At 39.7% G+C, this 21410-nt stretch carries 15 protein-coding genes; 1 reads left to right on the plus strand and 14 read right to left on the minus strand.

Annotated elements, in window-relative coordinates; genetic code table 11:
* Positions 1 to 223 precede the first annotated feature (223 nt).
* The 11 genes from VRK28_RS11665 to VRK28_RS11715 all read right to left on the minus strand — a co-directional run bounded on the left by VRK28_RS11665 (position 224) and on the right by VRK28_RS11715 (position 14773).
* The gene (locus VRK28_RS11665; protein WP_062564986.1) at positions 224 to 1981 is read right to left on the minus strand and encodes a HEAT repeat domain-containing protein; all 1758 of its coding nucleotides are present in this window, start codon (positions 1979 to 1981) and stop codon (positions 224 to 226) included.
* Positions 1982 to 1999: 18 nt separating this feature from the next.
* Positions 2000 to 3841, minus strand: coding sequence for a hypothetical protein (locus VRK28_RS11670; RefSeq protein ID WP_138519670.1), 1842 nt, complete (start codon positions 3839 to 3841; stop codon positions 2000 to 2002).
* Between the two features lie 500 nt (positions 3842 to 4341).
* Positions 4342 to 5346, minus strand: coding sequence for a hypothetical protein (locus VRK28_RS11675; RefSeq protein ID WP_062564984.1), 1005 nt, complete (start codon positions 5344 to 5346; stop codon positions 4342 to 4344).
* Positions 5347 to 6030: 684 nt separating this feature from the next.
* A complete protein-coding gene (locus VRK28_RS11680; RefSeq protein ID WP_332393980.1) occupies positions 6031 to 6363 on the minus strand; it encodes a DUF6488 family protein in 333 nt (110 codons plus the stop codon).
* Positions 6364 to 6390: 27 nt separating this feature from the next.
* Complete coding sequence (locus VRK28_RS11685; protein ID WP_332393981.1) at positions 6391 to 6915, minus strand: hypothetical protein; 525 nt, start codon at positions 6913 to 6915, stop codon at positions 6391 to 6393.
* A gap of 43 nt (positions 6916 to 6958) precedes the next feature.
* The gene (locus tag VRK28_RS11690) at positions 6959 to 7654 is read right to left on the minus strand and encodes a HupE/UreJ family protein (protein WP_128583186.1); all 696 of its coding nucleotides are present in this window, start codon (positions 7652 to 7654) and stop codon (positions 6959 to 6961) included.
* Positions 7644 to 10787, minus strand: coding sequence for an efflux RND transporter permease subunit (locus tag VRK28_RS11695; RefSeq protein WP_332393982.1), 3144 nt, complete (start codon positions 10785 to 10787; stop codon positions 7644 to 7646). Before VRK28_RS11695 ends, VRK28_RS11690 begins: the two co-directional genes overlap by 11 nt.
* A gap of 10 nt (positions 10788 to 10797) precedes the next feature.
* Complete coding sequence (locus tag VRK28_RS11700; RefSeq protein WP_332393983.1) at positions 10798 to 12030, minus strand: efflux RND transporter periplasmic adaptor subunit; 1233 nt, start codon at positions 12028 to 12030, stop codon at positions 10798 to 10800.
* Positions 12031 to 12046: 16 nt separating this feature from the next.
* Positions 12047 to 13384, minus strand: a complete 1338-nt coding sequence (locus VRK28_RS11705) for a TolC family protein (protein WP_332393984.1) — start codon at positions 13382 to 13384, stop codon at positions 12047 to 12049.
* 13 nt (positions 13385 to 13397) lie between these two features.
* The gene (locus VRK28_RS11710) at positions 13398 to 14387 is read right to left on the minus strand and encodes a M56 family metallopeptidase (protein ID WP_028834939.1); all 990 of its coding nucleotides are present in this window, start codon (positions 14385 to 14387) and stop codon (positions 13398 to 13400) included.
* Between the two features lie 2 nt (positions 14388 to 14389).
* Positions 14390 to 14773: a BlaI/MecI/CopY family transcriptional regulator gene (locus VRK28_RS11715; protein ID WP_028834938.1), complete on the minus strand. Its 384-nt coding sequence runs from the start codon at positions 14771 to 14773 to the stop codon at positions 14390 to 14392.
* A gap of 84 nt (positions 14774 to 14857) precedes the next feature.
* Here VRK28_RS11715 and VRK28_RS11720 point away from each other — a divergent pair, with 84 nt between their 5' ends.
* Positions 14858 to 15211 carry a DUF3147 family protein gene (locus tag VRK28_RS11720; protein ID WP_028834937.1) on the plus strand — a complete coding sequence of 118 codons (354 nt, stop codon included), beginning with the start codon at positions 14858 to 14860 and terminating at the stop codon, positions 15209 to 15211.
* A 398-nt stretch (positions 15212 to 15609) separates the two neighbouring features.
* Here the strand turns inward: VRK28_RS11720 and VRK28_RS11725 are convergent, their stop codons facing one another.
* The 3 genes from VRK28_RS11725 to VRK28_RS11735 are packed head-to-tail and all read right to left on the minus strand — an operon-like array spanning position 15610 to position 21387.
* Positions 15610 to 17805, minus strand: coding sequence for a DEAD/DEAH box helicase (locus VRK28_RS11725; RefSeq protein WP_332393985.1), 2196 nt, complete (start codon positions 17803 to 17805; stop codon positions 15610 to 15612).
* Entirely contained in the window at positions 17802 to 19121 is a 1320-nt protein-coding gene (locus VRK28_RS11730; RefSeq protein ID WP_332393986.1) for an ATP-binding protein, read from the minus strand. Before VRK28_RS11730 ends, VRK28_RS11725 begins: the two co-directional genes overlap by 4 nt.
* A gap of 4 nt (positions 19122 to 19125) precedes the next feature.
* A complete protein-coding gene (locus tag VRK28_RS11735; RefSeq protein WP_332393987.1) occupies positions 19126 to 21387 on the minus strand; it encodes a tellurite resistance TerB family protein in 2262 nt (753 codons plus the stop codon).
* Positions 21388 to 21410 lie beyond the last annotated feature (23 nt).

Consider the following 21410-nt stretch of genomic DNA (forward strand, 5'->3'; position numbering starts at 1 on the left):
ACGACTGATACCTAATATCTCCATTTTTTGTTCGGCGTTAAAACGCCTCCTACAACTCGTATCTCGTTCCTCGAAACTCGTACCTTTACCCTTTCCCCTTGTAACTCGCTAACTTGGGTATTTTAAATTTGAGAACGCGGGGTAAACCCTCTGCTACCTGTTCGGCGTTAAAACGCCTCCTACAACTCGCCCCTCGTATCTCGTATCTCGCTAACTTATGCTTTTACGAACCATACAGCGCTTTCATCAATTGGCGCAGGTTCTTTTGATTAGTTTCCGTCTTAACCAGCGCTTTTAAACGGCTTTTAACCTCTGGTTTTGACTTCGCTTGTTGACTTAACGCCGATATAGCGGCGCTGCGAATATCTCTTGGGTGACTAGGGTCAGCAAAGGCATAAATACTATCGACTTGTTCTGCGTCTAACTCATTATTACCCATAGCCTTTAATATCGCCCCTTGCGTTTTACTATCAGTTTCTTGATTTAGTTGATTACTCAAGTAATTCAAACTGGTTTTACTTGGCATTTTTGCCAAGGCCTCTGCCGCATTTAGTCGTAATCTTGCACTGTCGCCAGCTAAATAATCACCAATAAGCTGTTGATGATCATAGTCTCCACTATTACCTAGTGCGGTGATTAGGGCTGATGCTTTTTGCTCCGTTGCACTAGAGCTCAATGAATCAGCTAATTTTTGGGTTAACTGAGTTGAAAACTCACTGCCCTGCTGATTTTTTGCTATTGCCCCCATTACCATTAAAGCACTATGAGCCAGCTTTGAATTTTCTTCATCAAGACCATATGACATGGAATACTCAAAAATCGCCTCAACCTGTAAGTCAGTTAACGGTTTTTCACTGTATTTTAGTGCCATTAAACTTCTAAAGCGCTGATTTGGAGAAAATAAACCAGGCTCAACAAATACCTCTGTCAGTAATTGTTTTGAATTAACTGAGTCATGCTTACCTAGGTACATAAACAATTTACTTTCCAAAGGATCTGCAATTGATTTAGTTGAAATAAGCTCTTTTAAGCTCATCAAATACTGATCATTGTCATAAAGAAATTGCAGAAGCGTTTTTCGGTCTCCCTCTAGCCAATCCATACTTTTTAAAGCTGTGATAAACGTTTCAGTATTTTTTAAGGGTTGAGGCGGCGCTTTAGGGTAAACCCAATCTGTGCTTAAATTCTCCCATTGATTAGGGTCTTCAGGTAATTGTAGTAATCTTGCATCACTGGGTATCGATTGATTCGAGCGATTTAAACTTAGTGTTTGCAGTACTTCAATATTCATACTTCCATCACTACTACTGACTTGAATATGACTATTTCCGAGGGTTTTTGTTAACCAGCATTTATCGTTTTCAAAGATAAACTCATCACTAATAATGTTCGCCGTTTCTAACTGCATTAGCTTTTTCGCTGCGTTAGTACTTTGCCTAGAGTCAGTTGGTTCTAAATAACTGAGTTTATTTCGCTTTAGTTTGTTATCAGCTAACACTGTGTAGAGTGATTTGTACTGACCGATATCGTCACGCTCTTTAACCCAGTACTTATCCCCCTGTAAATTTTCAGGGGGTTTTGCACGGTGAAAGGCACGGTATAAAGCAATCAGCTTTTGTTGATCGGCCACTTTTAATTTAGCGTTAAACCGATAATCTAAAACTTCACCTGAGTTATTGCTAATTTTCACAGCAAAAGGCACTGCATACTCATTGCTGGTACTCACTGTTTTATTCAACTTTGCTTGAGCTTGGTACAGCTCAAAACCCAACCAGTGAAATTTCTCTGCAACTAACAAAGGCCGATAAATTAACCGCCCTAGCAAGTCAAACTGGCTTTTTGAGGGGCTATTCATCGAAACAATATTAGTATCTGCTTTTGATTGAAGTTCACCCCAAACAGTACAATGAGGCACTGCATAAGCGGCCGAAGCATAGCCTAATAAAGTGCCAAATAATAAACTCAGTTTAATTAAACGCATTATACCTTTGCCTTCATACTAATAATTTAAGGTTGCTGATTCGTCTAAAATTGTCCAGCTTTTATCGTACAAGGTACTGGTATCGTAGATAGTTTGAGTTTTGGTTTTTGTCTTAATCTTGCAACACCACTTGTATTTAGGGTATTTCACATAAACATAAAATTCACCGGAAATAGCCTCAATATCATTTGTTACATCAATTCCTAAGGTTATTTTAGAATCAGTGATAGCTTTAGCTAAATCCGCATAAAGTGTGGCATTAAATGTATCTGCAATAATCAAAAAGTCTATACCAACACCGCCACTTGCAACGCCCAAATTTATTTCTGCAGTGGCATACGCATCCATGCTGGCAGTAACAATATCTCCCCCTAAGTCAATTCGGCTATTGCTATAAGTTAAACCAACTCCTAAATCCAAGCTGCCAGTGACGCCAGCCTCCACTGTAACCGGAACAATTACAATGGTGAACGTCGTTTCAACCACTTTTTGCTCTTCGCTCCAGCTATATCCTAAAGACTTGTCTAAGGCCGTTAACGTGTCGCCCTCGTCAATTAAAGTGTCACCCAGCACACTAAAGTTTGCTGCATAAGTAATCTCACCATCACTTACATTTGCACTCGCTTCAGCACTGGCACTAACCAAACTCGCTGATTTATCAAATAGGTAAAGATCTAAATCTGCTTCAACTAGCCCCTCAGCAGAACCACCATTACTAGAAGAAACATTCATATAGCTATAAAAAGAAGGACTGATTGCTACAGCGTCACTGTCACCATAAGTAGCACTCCAACTGCCAACTTTTGCCAACGTTGTTGCTGTAGCAGCAGTAGTCTGCATCGCTGATGCTGAAGCTATTGTTGTTTTATTACTATTTAGCTCTACCGATTCTGCAGTACTCACTTCATCATGATAAAGCGCATAAGGTACTTCAACAGTAATACTATTATTTTCGCTATGAGCTTCAATTTCATCAGAGTTGTCGTGGAAGGTAAATGTCATGCTAAAGCTGTTTTCGCCACCATCGTGATCAAAATTATCGTGTATCGCTTTGAGCAATACGCCATTTACTGCAACATCCCAAGGAAAGTAATGAGATTGCTCATGATCAGGAAACTTAATACGCATCGTCTCCATATAAGCTTGCGCTTGCTCATTCCATAAGTGAGCATGATAAGTCGTTTCGCCGATGGTTATTGTTGCACTGATGTCAGCCTCGTTTACTGAATTACCAAATTTGGTGGCATTAATAAAACCTATTAAATCAGGTACTTTCTGTGTTGGTTCACCAGTACCTGTGGTATCTCTTTTACCCGGGCCAGGAAAAATAGCAAAGCCGTCGCCTACTTTAAGTTTATCTAAAACAAAATCATGGTAATGACCATCGCTAATGGTTACTGAGCTGTAGGTTGTTTCGTCACCAGACTCAATGCCACGCGACTTATTATCTGTAACATCAACTTCACTTGAGATCACACCACTTGTATCAACAAAAGCGGCAATAATAAATTCACCCGCAGCGAGATCTTCATTTGGCAAAATTAGTGTTGCCGTATGATTTTGCTCGCCTTCTTGTAACTGCTCAATATAAAACTCACCCAAATCGTAGCCATCAGGCTCATCTTCAGTTTCGAGCTCAGCGACTTTACTTCTTTCAATTAAAATAAATGAAACACCAACATGTTCATTCGTTAATAAGGCTGTTTCGGTACTGAAATCAACTGTGATCTGTTGTCCTGGTTGATAAACGTCATCAGAGACTGGGCTCATAGATTTCAACGCTACATTAGCAACAGCTTCTTGTTCGGTAGAGTCATCATCAGAACACCCAACTATTGAAAGTAGGGATAAAGCCAACACAGCACTAATCCTTTTACACTGATTCATATTACGATTCCTAATTATTGATTGTAATTTCGACAAACTATTAATTAATAAAACTCATACTTCTACTCAAAGTCCGACCGACTTATTTTCGAAACGGTTAAGCTTTAACCCACCCAAACTGGGGTACAAAAGGTTCATATTTCAAAGGGTAAATCACAATAATGGATGAATTATGGAGGGATAAAAATTTTTAATAGGTGCGAGGGACGAGGAAGGAGATAATAGATATCAGTCGTTAGAAGTCAGATTAGATTGTGCCTACGCATACTTAAATTGGAATGCTCATCCGTAGGCGTGAAATTTATTTCGCGCGATGAACATAAGAGCATCAGCTTGTAGGTTGGTTAGAGCGGAGCGAAACCCAACATTTGTAGCTATCAGATTACGAACACAAGTTTGCGAGTTCGGGGAACTTTCCCCTTTACCCTCGCTAACTTATCGAGTTTCGCTGTGCTCTGCCCAACACGCTGTTATTAATACCCTTCAAACCTTGTTGCACAACCTATGCCTATGCACTCAACACCACTGTCGAGTTCTAACAGCTCTAAATTATAGCTTTTGCTTACATCTACTTTTTTTAGTGGATTATTAAAAAGGCTGATATCTACTAAATTTGCATGTTCACGTAAATCAATGTTTTTTAATTTGTTATTTGACAAAAAGAGCACTTGAAGCATGGGGTTTGCTGTTAAATCGATAGTGCTTAAGTGGTTATTACTGGCGTAAAGTGCAGTTAACTTTTTATTATGGCTTATGTCTAAAGAGCTAAGCTGGTTGGCATCTAGGTTTAGTTCGCTGAGCATCTTGAACTTGCTTAAATCTAGGTTTTTTAACTGATTATTTGCAAGCTCAAGGTTACGAATGCCACTCGGTATATTTACTTTTGTGAGCTTATTGCCCGACAGGTTAAGTTGATATAGTTCAGAATTAACAAGCGTCAATTCGCCTGTCAGCTTATTATCTTTAAGATCAATCCATGTAAGTTTACTGTTATTGCTTACATCAAGCTTTGAAAGCTTATTGCCACTCAGCATTAAAGTCTCTAACTCTTCGTTGTTACTTACATCAATACTCGTAAGGTTGTTTTGGCTTAAATCAACAAGGAAAAGCTGGCTGTTACGGCTTATGTCGATTTCGGTCAGTTGGTTTGGCACTTTCTTATCGGCAGGCCTACTTGTAATGCCGCCAATTTCACCAACTATGAAGCTATCCCCTTCATTACTGAGGACGAGTTTTGTTAAGTTACTAAAATGCTCAATCCCTTTGGCTGAAGTAATACCTCGATCTCTGCAATGTATTTTTGTCACCTCACCCACAGTTTTATAGCCACTTTCTTGTAAACACGCTAAGAAATTAGCATCTGCAACCACGTCCTCTGTTGGTGTATCGTCATTAGCCGAAGCACTAGCAACCCCAAGATTTAATACAAACAAACAGGCCAAAGCCATGTTCATGCTCACAAAGTTCCCTTTTAGCATTATTTCACCTTAAATTTTCAACAACATAATCAGGTGGTTAAGTAAGAGGTTTCGCCACCCAACAACAAAGCATGCATAATACAGGTTTTTTGATGGTTGTACCCATATAAATACACAGGTTGTTTCAAAGTTGTCATTTAAGGCTTTTCGCGAGAAATAAATTTCACGCCTACAGTATCGAGTTTAACCGCAGCAATATGCAGGCACGTCTAACTTCAAACTTGTGGCTTAAAGCTCCTTTACTCTTTCCCCTCGAAGCTCGCTAGCTTGAGTATTTTTAATCTAACTTCTAATCACTGATATCTGATAACTCTTTTTTCAGCGTTAAAACACCTCCTACAACTCGCATCTCGTTCCTCAAAACTCGGATCTTTCCCCTCGCAACTCGCTAACTTGTGTTTTTAATCTGACAGCTGACGGCTGAAAGCTGATAGCTTTTCTCCAACAAAAAAGCCGTTACATTGCTGCAACGGCTTTTTGGCATTTGAATTTAATTGTCGTGCTCGAATAAAGTTTGTGAGTCGGGTGTCTAATTTATAAGGCTTTCTTGAGGCCAAAAATTGAATAGAGTTTGTGACTATCCCAATAACTCAAAAGGTTTTGACCCAACTTATTTTAATAAAGTTTGTGAATCACGGCAGGTTCAAGGCTTCTCTTATGTTGCAAAGAGGAGCCTCTTGTTCATCAAAATTCGTTTTTATCTTTAACAGCTATAACTTGACCGTTTTTAGCAATTTGGAAATAAAGCTTATTTTCATTGCTAGGATTAGACGCACTAACAACGTAGAAATTGTCTTCAACACTAGTAATCGAAAGTTGCGATTTATCAATGTTTTTCCATGATTCATCTAACTTACCAACTTCAAAGCCCGCGTCTTTAAATGTCATTTTTTTGATCAATGTCGCTGATATATTTATCGCTCTCTGACCACTAATAACGCCATGACCATCATGTGCCTGTACATTACTAGTAAGCAAGGCACCACAAAGTGCAACGATTGATATTAGCTTGTTCATTTTAGTCTCCATTTCTTGTTGAATTCGTTATTTTTTAAGGCCAATAACTTCATATTGCCCTTTGACCAGTAGCTGCACTGAAACAGGCTTATCTGATTTATTTTTCCAGTACCAACCATGAGAGCCACTAAATGGCGTGGTATAGCTGCCTTTCATTTCATTAGTTGTAGCAATGGCGTAGCTCTCAAAATATCCCGTTGTGTCGCCTTCAGGCTCACCATGTAAATCGAAGTACAATGAAGCACCGTCGGTTAACCATTCATAGGTCATTTTTTCATGCTGTTTCATATAAAATTTATATTCGATGCCGCGTCCCGCTGGAACGGTCACTTCTATTGTTTGAAACTCATCGGTGCCTTTAGTCGTCTCTAATGACGTTGTTTCCATTTCAGCCGCTTGTGCAAGTGCTGTTAAACCTAACTTGTTTCCAATACCTGTCGGATCGATGTTGTACTCTGCTGGTAAGATAAAGGTAACCAGTGCAATAGCCGCGACAACGACTGCTGAAATACTCGCTTTAACGAGTGTTTTGGTACTAACTGTATGTTGCATAAAATTCTCTTTTATTTCTGTATTTCTATAAGTTAAAAATCGATTAAATAGTAAAGTAACCAGTAAGTTGTAAGCCCATCAACATCACACCAGCACTCATTAGTGCAGTATTCGTGACTGTCGAAAAATGTTGAAATGACGGCAGTTTTCTCCATGCATTTATCATGATCAAAATAAGTGCGAGCGCAGCAAATTGACCAAGTTCAACACCTAAGTTAAAGGCAATCAGGTTGGTAATAAGACCTTCATCAGCTAGGCTAAATTCTTGTAATTTGGTAGCTAAACCAAAGCCATGAAATAGACCAAAAATCAGCACCGCCCATTGGGTATTAGGCTGCCAATTAAAACAACGCTTAAAGCCACCTAGATTATCGAAGCCCTTGTAAATTACGGAAAAACCGATAATGGCATCAATTAAATAAGCGTTGACCTGTATGTCACTTAACACACCAAATAACAGAGTTGTACTATGTCCAATAGTAAACATGGTGACGTACAACAGTACGTCACGGCTACGATATAAAAAGAAGATAACACCCACTAAAAACAATAAGTGGTCATATCCCGTTATCATATGTTTAGCGCCTATGTATAGGAATGGAATAAACTGAACACCTGTATTCTGTTCCAAAAACGCTCTGGTTTTATCATCAACACCGTGAGCAAAGGCTTCAATGCTAACAAGTGCCAGCAACGCAACTGCCAAATAGGTTAACGCTTTAATCATATTATTTGGCATCTTGAGACTCCAATACTTCAACATCAGTCAAAATAGACTCCTTTTCTTTGTGTAAAATTCTGTATAAGGCAGGAATGACAAACAGAGTCAAAATCGTTGACGAAATAATGCCACCAATGACTACTGTTGCGAGAGGTCGCTGAACCTCTGAGCCAATCCCTGTATTTAAAGCCATCGGAATAAAACCTAATGATGCGACCAAGGCGGTTGTTAATACAGGGCGAAGTCGAGTAAGTGCACCGTCAAATATTGCTTTATCAAGTGCCAATCCATTTTTACGTAACTCTCTAATGAACGACACCATAACCAGTCCATTTAGAATTGCTATGCCCGATAAGGCAATAAAACCAACGGCTGCCGAAATTGAGAACGGAATATCACGTAACAATAGAGCAGCTATACCACCTGTTAATGCTAATGGAACACCTGTGAAGATGATCATTGCATCTTTAAATGAGCTAAGCGCTAGTATCAACAATCCGACAATCATAATTAAGGTGACTGGTACAACAATACTCAGTCGCTCAGAAGCGGATTGCAGTTTTTGGTAGGTGCCGCCATATTCCACCCAGTAACCAGCCGGAATTTCAACACTTTCATTAATTGCAGTTTGGATATCCGCAACAAAACTTCCTAAATCTCTTCCGCGAACATTGGCAGTAACCACAACCCTACGCTTACCATTTTCGCGGTTAATTTGGTTAGCACCAGATACAAGCTCAATTTCAACAAGTTCTTGCAGTGGCACTGAATGACCGTCAGCCAACATAATCGGTAAATAAGGAAGTTCATCAATATTATTTCGTTTTGATTCTGCTAGGCGTACTACAATATCAGAGCGCACATCGCCTTGATAAAACTTACCTGCGACAGTACCACCCATCGCAGTTGCCACTTGAGATTGCACTTGGCTAATACTAATACCAAACTGCATCAATTTTTCACGCTTTGGTACTAAGTTAAGCAGTGGTAATCCCGTTGTTTGCTCGACTTGAATGTCTGCAATGTTATCAACTTGCGAAATAGCACCTTCTATCTCATCACCTAATGCGGTTAAAGTTTCAAAATCATCACCAAATACTTTAATGGCAAGCTCGGCTCTAACCCCAGCTAATAGCTCATTAAAACGCATTTGAATGGGCTGTAAGAACTCATAGCGGTTGCCCGGAATTGGCTCTACTAGCGCGGCCAGCTCTTCTACGATTTGTACTTTAGTTTTGTCAGGATCAGGCCATAACTCGCGAGGTTTCAAGATAATAAAGTTATCAGCGACACTTGGCGGCACGGCATCGGTTGCAACATCGGCTGTTCCTATTTTGGCAAAAACGCGCTCAACTTCTGGCATTTGCTTAATTTTATCTTCTAAGGATTCCTGAAGCGCGATTGCTTGAGACAGTGATGTACCCGGAATCCGCAGCGCGTGCATGGCAATATCACCTTCATCCAGATTAGGCGCAAATTCACTACCTAACTTAGTCGCTTGATAGCCAGAAAATATAACTAAAAGTGATGCCGCAATTATCACTAACCAACGTGCTTTCAATACCCATTTCAAAGCAGGTTTATAAAGGACCGCAGCGCCACGAATAAGTGGACTGTGCTTTTCTTTTACTGGCTTTTTAAATAGTAAGGCAACCATTGCTGGTACGAAGGTTACCGAAAGCAACATAGCACTCAGTAATGCAATAACTACAGTGATCGCCATTGGATGGAACATCTTTCCTTCTACGCCTTCAAGAGCGAAGATAGGCAGATAAACTACGGTGATAATAAATACACCAAATAATGCGGGACGTATCACTTCTCTTGTTGCTTCGAACACTAACTCTAAGCGTTCTTTTAGCGATAACGGGTTATTTCCAGCCTGACTTAGCCTGCGGAGACAATTTTCTACGATAATAATGGCACCATCGACTAACAAACCAAAATCTAACGCCCCCAAACTCATCAAGTTTGCACTCACCCTTGTATGCACCATACCTGTTACTGTCATCAACATGGCAAATGGGATCACTAATGCGGTTAAAAATGCAGCCCTGAAATTGCCTAGTAGTACAAAGAGCACAACAATAACCAAAATGGCCCCTTCAATTAGGTTGAGCTGTACGGTTTTTAAGGTTTTATCAACTAATTTAGTGCGGTCATAAACAGCGGTTGCGACAATCCCTTCTGGTAAAGTGGCGTTAATTTCTTTGAGCTTTTCTCCCACGGCATGGGCAACGGTGCGGCTGTTTTCGCCAATAAGCATGAACACTGTACTCATCACCACTTCACGACCATTTTGTGTAGCAGCACCAGTTCTTAGCCCTTTACCGTTTTCAATATCGGCTACGTCTTTTATATAAATTGATGAACCATCAAGCGACTTAAGCGGAATATTACCAATGGCAGTCATATCAGTAACCTGACCGGGCAGCCTTAATAACCACTGTGCGCCATTTTGCTCTATAAAGCCTGCGCCTTGATTTTGATTGTTTTGTGCGATGGCATTAACCACATCGGCTTGTGATAGTCCAAAAGCAAGTAGCTTTTCAGGTTTAAAGGCGACTAAAACCTCCCGTTCAAATCCGCCTATAGGGTTCACCTCTACAACACCGGGTACACGCATTAACTGTGGTCTTATGGTCCAGTCATGTACGGTTCGTAAATCCATTGGTGTAATAGGCGTGCCATCAGCATGTGTTGCATCAGGCTCAGCATCAACCGTGAACATAAAGATTTCACCAAGACCTGTAGCTATTGGCCCAAGTTGAGGCTCTAAGCTTTGAGGCAACTCAGCTCGTGCCGCAGACAAACGTTCATTGACTAGCTGACGGGCAAAATAGATATCCGTATCATCGCTAAATATCGCTACCACTTGCGATAAACCGTAGCGAGAAACCGAACGCGTATAGGTTAAGCCCGGTAAACCTGATAACGCAGTTTCTAACGGAAAGGTTACTCTTTGCTCAACTTCTAACGGAGTAAAACCAGCCGCTTCGGTATTGATCATGACCTGCACATTGGTGATATCGGGCACTGCATCAATGGGTAGTTTGGTAAAGTTCCAGATACCAAGCCCTGAAACAGCAAGTACCATCACCATCACAAGGAATTTGCGCTTTATTGAAAAGCGTAAAATTGATTCCAACATTGTTACGCTCCTAGTGATCGTGTGATGCGCCAGACTTTTCAATGTCGGCTTTTAATATGTAGCTATTATCGGTCACGTATTCGGTTCCCGCTTTTAAGCCACCTAATACTTCAATCCATTCGCCTCCAGCGCGGCCCAACTCAAGCATACGAACTTCATACTGCTCACCCACTTTGGCGTAAACGACAGTAAAATCTCTAAATCCTTGCAAGCCAACACGTTTAACTGCCAGTGGCACATCAATAGTGGCAATTTCTATGTCAGCTTTAACAAAACTGCCTTCAGAAAAGAGGCCATCAGCTAATTCGACCCAAACTATTCTTGCCTGATCATCTCTCACGCTAGGCTCAATAAATGACACCTGACCTGCAAGGGTTTCCTCATGACCTTCAACGTTTAACGTTACTGGCGTTTCCAGTTTCACCTTGGAATAATCCGAGGGATAAACCGCTAATTTGGCAATATGGCGATTAAAATTGGTAATGGTGAGTAAGGTTTTACCATTGGTTTGCTCACCCGCGTTTGCGAATAACTGGGTAATAACACCATTAATGGGCGCTTTAATAACGTAGGGCTTAAGACTTTCATTACTTTCTACTGTGAATAGCGTTTGCCCTTTTTTAACGATTTCACCGAAATTGACGTGTAATTTGGTGATTTCACCATCAAAACGCGCTGCAATGTTTCGCTTAGCGCCCACAGGTAAACTTAATTTTCCATAAGCAGGAATGGTTTGATGAATTGTCGCAGGGCCTGCAATTTCAGTGTTGATTTCCATTGCATCGGCAACTGCCTGTTCAATTGTGGTGCGACCCTCGAAGTTGTCATATCGCCAATTGTACTTTTTACCCTGATAAGTTGCTTCAATGGCAACGACAAAAGAGTGAGGCTCATAAATCACCATATCACCGCGAAGAAAGTCACCTTGGGCATTGAAGTTAATATCATCAGTGCCATCGCCTAGACGGATTAACTTTACGTTTAAACTAACTTTCGCTGGGTCAATAGGTTGCCCTTCATTTGTTGCCCAAACACGAAATTCTGGCGGCACGCCTGTTTCAAAAATAGAGAGTTCAATTGCAAAATCACCTTCTCGTAACATGCGCCCACGGTGTGGACCTTTCTCTGGTTCAGCTTGCTCAGCCGCAGGTGATGATGCCGCAACAGCATTAGGTGCGACGACGCCTGTTAATGAGATAAGTATCGCCAAACTCAATGACGACAGGATATTTTTATTTTTCATAAGTTTGCTCACGGTTCTACTCGCTATCACTAACGGACACGCCAGTTAGGCGTTGAATTTCAATATGTTGTAAGTGCAAAGATTGATAAGAATCAAGTAACTGATTTTGGGCGCTGAGTAGCTCTCTACGGATATCACTCCACTGGTTGTAGCTAAGTTTGCCGATATCAAATGCCTGACTTGCTTCAGTCAATGCGGTTTCTAGTACAGGAATAATTTCAGCTTGAATCGTTTCAATGACATGGTGGGAATGCGCCATTTCTTGCAATAGCACATAAAGCTGTGCATCAAGTTTCTGCATTAACGCTTGTTGCTGACTTGCCAGAACATCTTGTTTTGCGCGTAAGGCAGCTATTGTTCCTGCATTTCTATTGTCATTCCCCCAAGGAATAGAGACACCCGCCACTAAACCAAAATCATTGGTCGTTTCATATCGTCTTAGTCCAGCAGTGAATTGCCACTGAGGTTTGGCTTCAATACGTGCGAGTTCCATTTGAGACTGGGCGATACGTTGTTCATTAGCAAACTGCTGTATTTGCGGGATTTGCTTAAGCTTGTTTAGTTGGCTTTCTACAGATGGAATTTCCGGCTTAAGCATTAAATTCCCCGTTAACTTAAGCTCTGCCTGAGGCTTACCCCATAAGGATGACAGTTGATAATGGCTGGCTTTTAATTCGTGCTCTAAATCTTCGACAGCGAGATTTCTTCGAATTAGCTCAGCTTGAGCCAAGCGCATTTCAACAGTAGAACTTTTGCCTGCTTTTACTCTTTTGGCAATAGCGTCAACCACTTCCTGTGCCTGAGATACCGCTAATTGATTGAGTTTCAGGCGCTCTTGTTTTATCAAGATTTCAACAAACTGCTTAGCAACAATCGCAGATAAATCGAGGGCTTTTATTTTTTGCTCGACTATTACTGCACTTGCTTGGCTTTTTGCCGCATTAACTCTGCCATCAATTTGATCTTGTTGAAGCAACCAAGAGTAGGTGAGCGTTGATTGCATACTTTTTAATGCACTATGCTCACCAGTCCCTAACGCATCTTCAATCATTAAACCTATTTGAGGACGCTCTCCAATTCCAGCTTGCTCGATATTACCTTGCCACAAGGCTTCTTGAGCTATCAAGGCTTTTAATTCAGGATGACTTTGTAGAGTCATGGTCACAGCCTTGCTTAAATTTATAACCTGATGTGATGACTGTGATTGCTGCTGGATTTGCGCATTAGCCAAAAAGGGAGTTGATGTTACTAAACCAGCCCCCGTTGTTAAAAATAGACCAACAGCCAAAAACCGATTGCCGGTCGGTTTTTTTCTGTTGCTTTTACTCTTGTTTTTATATGGGTTAAATCTCATTCCATATCCTTAATTAATGGATGAAAAAAGTTTCGATAAAGTGATGAAAACTATCGACAGTGGATGCCGCTAGTACTGGCATAGTTGCCAATAATGCTAGAGTAATGATGAAAGTAGTAAGTGACGGTTTATTAATTGGATTTAATAAACCTTCAACACGAAGACTCGTGTAATCATGTCCGAAGTAGCTAACAGACGCCTGATCGCAATCCGTAGGAAGTGCTTTTTGAAGTCTAGCGACATCAATTAATGTCTGTGCGATATCAAGGTGGTCGTATTCTTTTGTGACCTCATTGTCGGCCATCTTTTCCGTCATTAAGACATATTGCTCGATTAGGGTTTGTTTTATACGTGACGGATAGAAGCTGGCAAGTGCCGTGAAAAGCACTTTAAATAACGGGTCTCTTGCCGTTACATGAGCCAGTTCATGATTAACGATGATATTAAGTTGTTCATCGCTAACTTGGGTTTGTAGTCCGGTTGATACATATATCTTGGGAGATATAAAACCTGTAGTAAAGGCAACAGGCACTTTAACAGGCATCAATAAATATTGATTGCCATTAGTCGTCCTAGCATCTTGTGCATCAGTAAAGCTTAGTAAACTCGATAATGCGATGGACTGTTTGGTTCTAGCAAAGGTAGTCTTAGTTACGCGCCAAGCTAAATAGATTAGTGCTAAAAGTAAGGTTAACGCGTGCCAACTTGAAAAGCTAAAAATATCGATATGGTGCCAATGGGCAAAATCTTCGAACCAGCTTATGTTAAAAACTTTATCAAACCCTAACGAGTAAGGCATAAAGTAACTAATACAAGAAAAGGCTATCCACCAAGGTGCACTCACTAGTGACCACAATATAAACTTTTGACTATTAAAACTGACTTGTTCGAGTCTGAACAACACAAAACGAGATACGACAGCAACAGTTGCAATACCTATCACAAATGCAAGCACTGAAACACTGAGCAAATTTAGAACGATTGCCATATCTCCAACTAACATAATTAAGCCCGCTCCTTTCTAAGCTGGCGTTGTTTCTCGATCATTTTTTCTAATGTATCGAGTTGTTCGTCATTAAGCTGTGCCGAAGCAGAACTGAACGCAGCAATTAAGCTATTTTCACCATCATCAACAAAGTCACTGGTTACATTTGAAATAAGTTGAGCAATTAAGCCTTCACGATCTACTCTGGCTGAATAACAATACGCATGGCCTTGTTTAGTGCGTTTAAGTAATTCTTTTTTAAATAACCTATCAAGCGTACTTTGGATAGTATTTAACGAATTACCACGAGCTAACCCCAGTACTTTATGTACTTGCTTTGCATCCGCTTCTTTCACATTCCAGAAATGTTGAAGCACTAACTTTTCTAGTTCACCTAACTGCATAACACTTTACTCTATTTAATTCGTTGGCTATATTGTCACAACAAAAACCGATAGGCAATCGGTTTTTTCATTTAAGGACATTATATGGGTTGGCTAATAACTAAGTATTTGATCACCGCTACGGTCATTGTCGCGGCATCAGAGCTAGCAAAACGAAATGATAAACTAGGCGCACTAATAGTGGCCTTACCGACAGTCACAATTTTAGCCATGATTTGGTTATATGTTGAAAAGCAGCCGTCAGAGAAAATAGCCAATCACGCTTGGTACACCTTTTGGTATGTACTTCCCACATTGCCCATGTTTTTACTTTTCCCCATGCTGATGCAGCGCTACAGTTTTTGGCTATCGTTACTCATCAGCTCATTAATAACTGTAATTTGCTTTTGGCTGTTTTCTTTATTGCTGAAGCAGTTTGGAATAGATTTGCTTCCTTGATTACATACAATAAGCTCCGAAATTAGCAAAGAAGCATAGAGGTTAGGTACTAAGCTGCTGTCATACGAATTTAAATGTTCAATCTATTGCTTCTTGTTTAGACCAATATTTGATGAATTTATGGCTCGTTCTAATTGCAGCTTTTCACCAGCCTCTCGCTCTTCTTTACTTTTGTAATCACCTCTTAAAAAGTTAAAGCTAGGCCCATTGTCAGAGACAAATTCATTAACTTGTACCTCTGTATAAATGATTCATTTTTCTCCTGTTTGTAGTAATTTTAAAATCCATTTAAGTAATATATTTATCTTCTAACTCAATTCCGTAGCTCCATTCGCTAAGAAGGTACTGTTACATTGGGACTAGGAATCACTTAGCATTATTTATTTCTTCGTTACTCATCAACAATTATTAGTCAACCAACTTTTCGTATCAGCTATATCAAATGCTCTACTGCCATAGCCAATGTTCAATAAGTCAATCGGTAAAAACTCATCAAACTTTTCGATATTTTTTTCTACAACTGAAGCTGCTAAATCAGACTTACTAGGTAACGGCTTTGCATTTAACATGGACAAAAATCGTTTTACCTCTTCCACATTGGACTTTTCAACTTCAATCACGCCACCAAATGCCCCTACTTCAAATCCATGTTTATTCAACAACGCCACCAAAGTATTAATAACTTTGTCGCCCATCCAAGTAAAAATGCATGTGGTTTTACCATGCTGTACAACACAAATTTCAGCTAAATTAGCTTGCTGGAAATAGTCAACCGCCTCGTCGAAAAGAACTTTAGCCTGAGGATCTATAAAATCGACTTTATGTTCACCAACTGAAATTCTATAATCTCCTTCAGTGAGGATTTGAAACATTTCTTGTCGTACACGGTTATGAATAGACATGCCTTCCCCGCCAAACTTGGGTGGTTTTCCGCCTTTGGTTTTTTCAACATGAATTGTTTTCTTTTCGGTATCGACATCTACAACTTTCCACCTACGCCCGCTAAATACAATATGTTGACCTTCCAATACCAAAGAGTCTATTGGCAATGTTCCTAAAGTTTTGTTGCCGACTATAATTCGATATTCTTCTGGCGTTTTAAATACAGCATAGAACGAATAATGATCTACTAAGCGTTCACCTTTAATCCCCAATACAAGTTCACCGCTAGAGATTTGTGTTAATAATTCTTGGCTTCCCATATGTTGTAACAAAGATTTGAAATGCGAAATTGTTGTATGTTGAAATGGGCCATTCTTACAAAGGAGTTCAAATAGTTGATCTGCCCTGACTCCTCCCCATTGTGCTACTAAAGCTAGTACTTGATGAAGCAAAGTAGAAAAGTGCATTAATTGATTGTCAGCAGGTTCAAACCACTTGCTACTTATCAATAATCTAATCATTGCTAATGACTGAATTAGCTCTAATCGCAGGCAATCAACAATATTAGAGTTTTCATTTAATTCATTTTCAGCAATCAACATACGCAGAACTGCGGGAGAACCTCGTCTACCTGATCGACCCATTCTCTGTCTCAAGCTTGAAACTGAATGCGGTGCTGTAACCTGAACAACTGAGTTCACCTTTCCTATATCAATACCCAATTCAAGTGTCATTGTACAAATCGCGGTAGTTGGAAGCGTTTCTTTTTGAAGGCGAGCTTCTAGCTCTTCCCTACTTTCTTTAGCCAGTGACCCGTGATGAGGAAAAAATTCATTAGGTACTAGTTGTTGTTCACAAAAATCACTAAGCTGCACCGCGATGCTTTCTGTTCGCTTTCTGCTATTGGCGAATACTAAATGCGAGTCTCCCCGACACAGTTCAAATAGCTTTTGGCAGATTTGGTATTCTGCTGAATAACGCTGGTCATCTTCTTCAGTAGTTATTGGCTCTATATAGCCGTGAACTTTAATGCTTAGTTGAGATTTATGCTTTTCATCTGTAATCAATTCACAAGGCAACGCTCCATTAGGGCGAAGCAAGGGAGGGACTTTTTCCAACGCCCCTAAAGTAGCACTAAGTGCCACTCTTGGCACCGGATTACTATATCTTCCCAATAAGTGCTCTACCCTATTTAAGAGAGATAACAACTGATGACCCCTTTCAGAGCCGATAAAAGCATGAAATTCGTCAATGACAATATATTTTAAACTACTAAAAGCACTCTTTACCCACTTAGGGTCTCTAATTAATAAAGATTCTAAAGACTCTGGTGTTATTAATAAAACGCCTCTAGGGTTCTTTTTAGCTTTATTTTTCAGGGATTGTGAGCTATCCCCATGCCAAGGAACTACTGGCATATCTAGTAAATCGCAAAGACTTTCAAGTCGCCTATATTGATCGTTAATTAGCGCTTTTAAAGGACTGATATACAAAATGCCGAAACCATCGATGTCATCAGCGATTGCGCTGCAAGCAGGTAAAAAGAATGCTTCTGTTTTACCTGCCGCTGTAGAAGCGCTGATCAGAACATCAGATTTACCTGCGAGAATTGGCGATACAGCCTTCTTTTGAATTTCTCTTAAATCCGACCAACCTTGTTTGAAAAGCCACTTCTGTACTCTGTGATCAAGTAATTTGTATGCTTCAATCATAAAGAAAAGTTAGCCAAGTCATCTGATTTTGCATCGCTCTCATCATGAAATTCAATATCTAGATCGCTTGGTTTTTCTTCCTCGACGGTTAACTTCTTAACTAAATCAGACCACTGTATATTTGGATTTTGATCCATTACTGCTAGCATATCTAAAAACACTTTAATGGTATTTCTTGGAGTTCTAAAATAAGCATCACCAATTGTCTGACTGCAATGATGCAAGAATGATTTCAACGCATCATCAGGAACAAGGTACTTTTCAACCTCTCCACTTGCATATACGTGGCGCAAATTCTTAAGGAGAATATACAGCTCTTCTGGCGTTAAGCTTGCTAAATGAAGTGCGGGAGAGGAGTAGTCAATAACACCAGCTTTTTGAGCAAAAGTGTTTTCAGCTAAACGAGATTGCAGAGCCTCATAACTGTATAATCCCTTTCTAGGGTCTAATAAAAATTCAGGTGTCCCGCCCAACAAGAAACCCAAATGCTCAGCACTTCCTTGCAGGCAGTCGTTCAGGATTCTTAATATTTGTTCATAATTTGATGTTCGAGCTTGTGTGCTATTCAACTTATACAAGTTAACCATTTCATCTAGGTTAACGAGTAATCCTTCATAACCTGCTTGACGCACAAATAGACTCATAAGTTTTAGTGAGTCATAAAAAGTTGCATCTGAAATAATCGTCCTAACATCTAAATCCTTTCTAGCATCAGTTTTTGTGGAGTACTCGGCTCTTAGCCATCGAATTGCATTCGCTTTGAGCTGCTCGTCGTCATACTCATGACCTCTCCAGTATGCTTCTATCACTTTGGCGAAATCGTAACCTCCTACTAGCTCAGACAGCAATGCCAATCTACTATGGATTACATTTGAAACTTTATCTTGTTTAGCATCAGCTTCTTTTACCGCCTCTGTAATAAACTTTTCAACAACGCTAGTAAGTGCATTTCCATCTGGCTTGTTGCGAGTTGAAAGGTTACGCATTAATTCAGAATATAAATTTCTAGCTTGCCCTGCTGATGCATGGATTCGTCTGTCGGGAGATAAGTCAGCATTTACAGTTACTAACTTTTTCTCAAGTGCAATTGAACGTACAACACTTAAAAAGAACGTTTTTCCTGAACCATATTCGCCTATAATTAATCTAAAAGCAGAGCCTCCATCACAAATCTTTTCGATGTCACTGTAAAGGGCTTCTAACTCTTTTGATCGACCTACTTGAATATGCTGAATGCCAATTTTAGGAGTGACGCCAGATTTCAATGATTGAATGATTGCATCTCGCTCTTTTGATCTAATACGCTTTGAAACCATATTATTATCCCTTTAATTCTTCGACTATTTCTAAGTCTACATATATGTCATCGTCATCATCTAATACAGGGGCTTCAACTGCCTCATATGACCAATCATTTATCGTCTCTATAGCCCCATCAAGCATAAGCTCAAGCTTACGACATAACTCAATAACATCATTTCTAGCCCATACATCTTTTGTTGCAAGTTCTTGGTAGAGATTTTCATGCTTATTATCAAGTCCTGTTTTAGATTGAGCTTGAACAGGTTCTACGACACTATTCTCTTCAACTAAAGGGGCATCCTCGACAAATATTGCACTTAACATACTTTGTACATCACTAGTTTCAGATTCATGTAAAGCAAGTAGCTCTTCATCAAGAGCAAAAGATTCAACGTGGCTTTGTGTTGATTCTTTTTGAGTTGAAACTAGAGATTTTCTTGACGAAATATTATGAATATCACTCGTAACAAGTGATTTATCTAGACCCAATGCAGCGTAGAGTTTTTCCAGTTGTTTTATCTCGGTAGGATCAATTTTTCCATCTGCCAAAGCGACAGTAACCAAAATATGGCTGACTAAAGATTTAGCTTTTTCATCCAACTTCTCCAGTCTAGCTTTCAATCCGTTCATATTCGCTGGAGTATTTAGTCGCCAAGTAACATAGGCTTTGAGTGATTTTTTCTCAGTTGGCGAAAGTTTTGGATCGTGTTCTATGAGGCGGTGCAGCACTGTTAATTCATGTTCATCCACATGAGAATCGATTGTCGCTACCATAGCTCCTAGTCTAAGAGCCATCGCTACTTCGTTAAAAGACTTGGATGGCTCAAAGTAGTCTCCATGTCCTTCACTAAATAAAACCAAATTTCCATCTAGTGTGGGTTTAGCGTGGTGATAACGAGGATCAGGAGCAAAGCCAAATCCTGATTTACTGGCAAGGTTTTGGATTAATTCCATTTCTTTTTTGTTCAACTTTTCAGGAAGACTTTCACCTGTCATCTTCCAGAAGTCACTCAAGGATACCAAGCCAGAATTATGCTGAATTGCATCGTTTGCCCAAGTTTTAAAACTAGCTAATGCTGACGAAGAACTGCTACTAATTAATTGTTCTGGCAATAAAAGTAAAGCTGCTATGTCATTGCTTGATGTATCCTTTTTCCCAAGATAACGGCTGTATTGTTCTAGTTCTTCTGTACACACATCTGCGATGGCTATCAATTTATTGGTTGGGCCTTTCAACATGCTTGGATCGGGGAGGTCGTCTTGATTAATTTGCACACTACTTAACGTGCTACTGGCAGGCCAATAACTGATATTTAGCTTTGTTTTGTTGGGCTTGACAACAAAGCCGTTTCCATATTTTTCCGCATATCTAGTTTTAAATAGAGCTGCAAATTCTTTTGCGCATCTTCTCGCAGGAGTTCTAAACCTATATTCTGGATAAAATTTAATCCAAGACAAGGCCAGTTGTGGGGAAATTGCTTGTCCTGATGCCACAACTTTAGATAATTCAAATTTAAACAATAGTGAATCATTTGCGAAGGAAAAACTTTCAGCATCAATCTTGCAAACATCAGGGCGTTGTAGACACATGAACTCAATTAAACGTGTTGCATAATTGAAAAATGATCGACTCTCTCCGTAAACCTCTTTCAAACGACTCACTTCTTCAAACAGTCCTAAATATTCGCTATCTAAAACCTGCTTACTATTTGCATCGTGAATGACTCGACGTTCAATACCATAAAAATAAATAAAAACATAACCAATAGGAGCATCGGGGTGATTTCTATCACTAGCTAACCAATTTAAGTAAGCCCCTCTTGCTTTCGGTGATAAGGAAATAAATTTAGGCCAATAAGCCAAACTTTGATCTGTATAAGAGAAATCTGCTGGAGTAATTTTAAGAGAGTCATCTATTAGTGATGCTTCAGTTTCCTGATTGCTAAAATAGCTTCGCTCATTATCAAGAGCTTTTAATGTACCGCCATAGTAAAAGTTGCCGCGTAACTGAACCCCGTTAAGATTGATAGATTCATTGCCGGAAATCCATTTTCCGGGGGTTCTATTTTTACTCTTTTCTTCTTCATGACCGTAAGAAATCGTGAAAGTAACTAGTTCATCTTCGCCTTCTTCATCATCAAAATGGCGATTAGAATTACTGGTATGAACTACTTTTGGGTTTCTATTGGTTACTTTAACTTCATGTTTAGGTTTTGGCTTTGTACTGCCAAATACTTTGTATAGAACATAACAAACAGCGATAAATATGAGTAATTCCATGCAAATCCCTTTATTATTATCGT

It is taken from the genome of Pseudoalteromonas sp. P80D2, assembly GCF_036680945.1.
GTDB lineage: Bacteria > Pseudomonadota > Gammaproteobacteria > Enterobacterales > Alteromonadaceae > Pseudoalteromonas > Pseudoalteromonas shioyasakiensis.

Coding starts and splice junctions, on each gene's coding strand:
- VRK28_RS11665 (WP_062564986.1), bottom strand. CDS start 1,981: ATGCGTTTAATTAAACTGAGTTTATTATTTGGCACTTTATTAGGCTAT.
- VRK28_RS11675 (WP_062564984.1), bottom strand. CDS start 5,346: ATGCTAAAAGGGAACTTTGTGAGCATGAACATGGCTTTGGCCTGTTTG.
- VRK28_RS11680 (WP_332393980.1), bottom strand. CDS start 6,363: ATGAACAAGCTAATATCAATCGTTGCACTTTGTGGTGCCTTGCTTACT.
- VRK28_RS11685 (WP_332393981.1), bottom strand. CDS start 6,915: ATGCAACATACAGTTAGTACCAAAACACTCGTTAAAGCGAGTATTTCA.
- VRK28_RS11690 (WP_128583186.1), bottom strand. CDS start 7,654: ATGCCAAATAATATGATTAAAGCGTTAACCTATTTGGCAGTTGCGTTG.
- VRK28_RS11695 (WP_332393982.1), bottom strand. CDS start 10,787: ATGTTGGAATCAATTTTACGCTTTTCAATAAAGCGCAAATTCCTTGTG.
- VRK28_RS11700 (WP_332393983.1), bottom strand. CDS start 12,030: ATGAAAAATAAAAATATCCTGTCGTCATTGAGTTTGGCGATACTTATC.
- VRK28_RS11705 (WP_332393984.1), bottom strand. CDS start 13,384: ATGAGATTTAACCCATATAAAAACAAGAGTAAAAGCAACAGAAAAAAA.
- VRK28_RS11710 (WP_028834939.1), bottom strand. CDS start 14,387: ATGTTAGTTGGAGATATGGCAATCGTTCTAAATTTGCTCAGTGTTTCA.
- VRK28_RS11715 (WP_028834938.1), bottom strand. CDS start 14,773: ATGCAGTTAGGTGAACTAGAAAAGTTAGTGCTTCAACATTTCTGGAAT.
- VRK28_RS11720 (WP_028834937.1), top strand. CDS start 14,858: ATGGGTTGGCTAATAACTAAGTATTTGATCACCGCTACGGTCATTGTC.
- VRK28_RS11725 (WP_332393985.1), bottom strand. CDS start 17,805: ATGATTGAAGCATACAAATTACTTGATCACAGAGTACAGAAGTGGCTT.
- VRK28_RS11730 (WP_332393986.1), bottom strand. CDS start 19,121: ATGGTTTCAAAGCGTATTAGATCAAAAGAGCGAGATGCAATCATTCAA.
- VRK28_RS11735 (WP_332393987.1), bottom strand. CDS start 21,387: ATGGAATTACTCATATTTATCGCTGTTTGTTATGTTCTATACAAAGTA.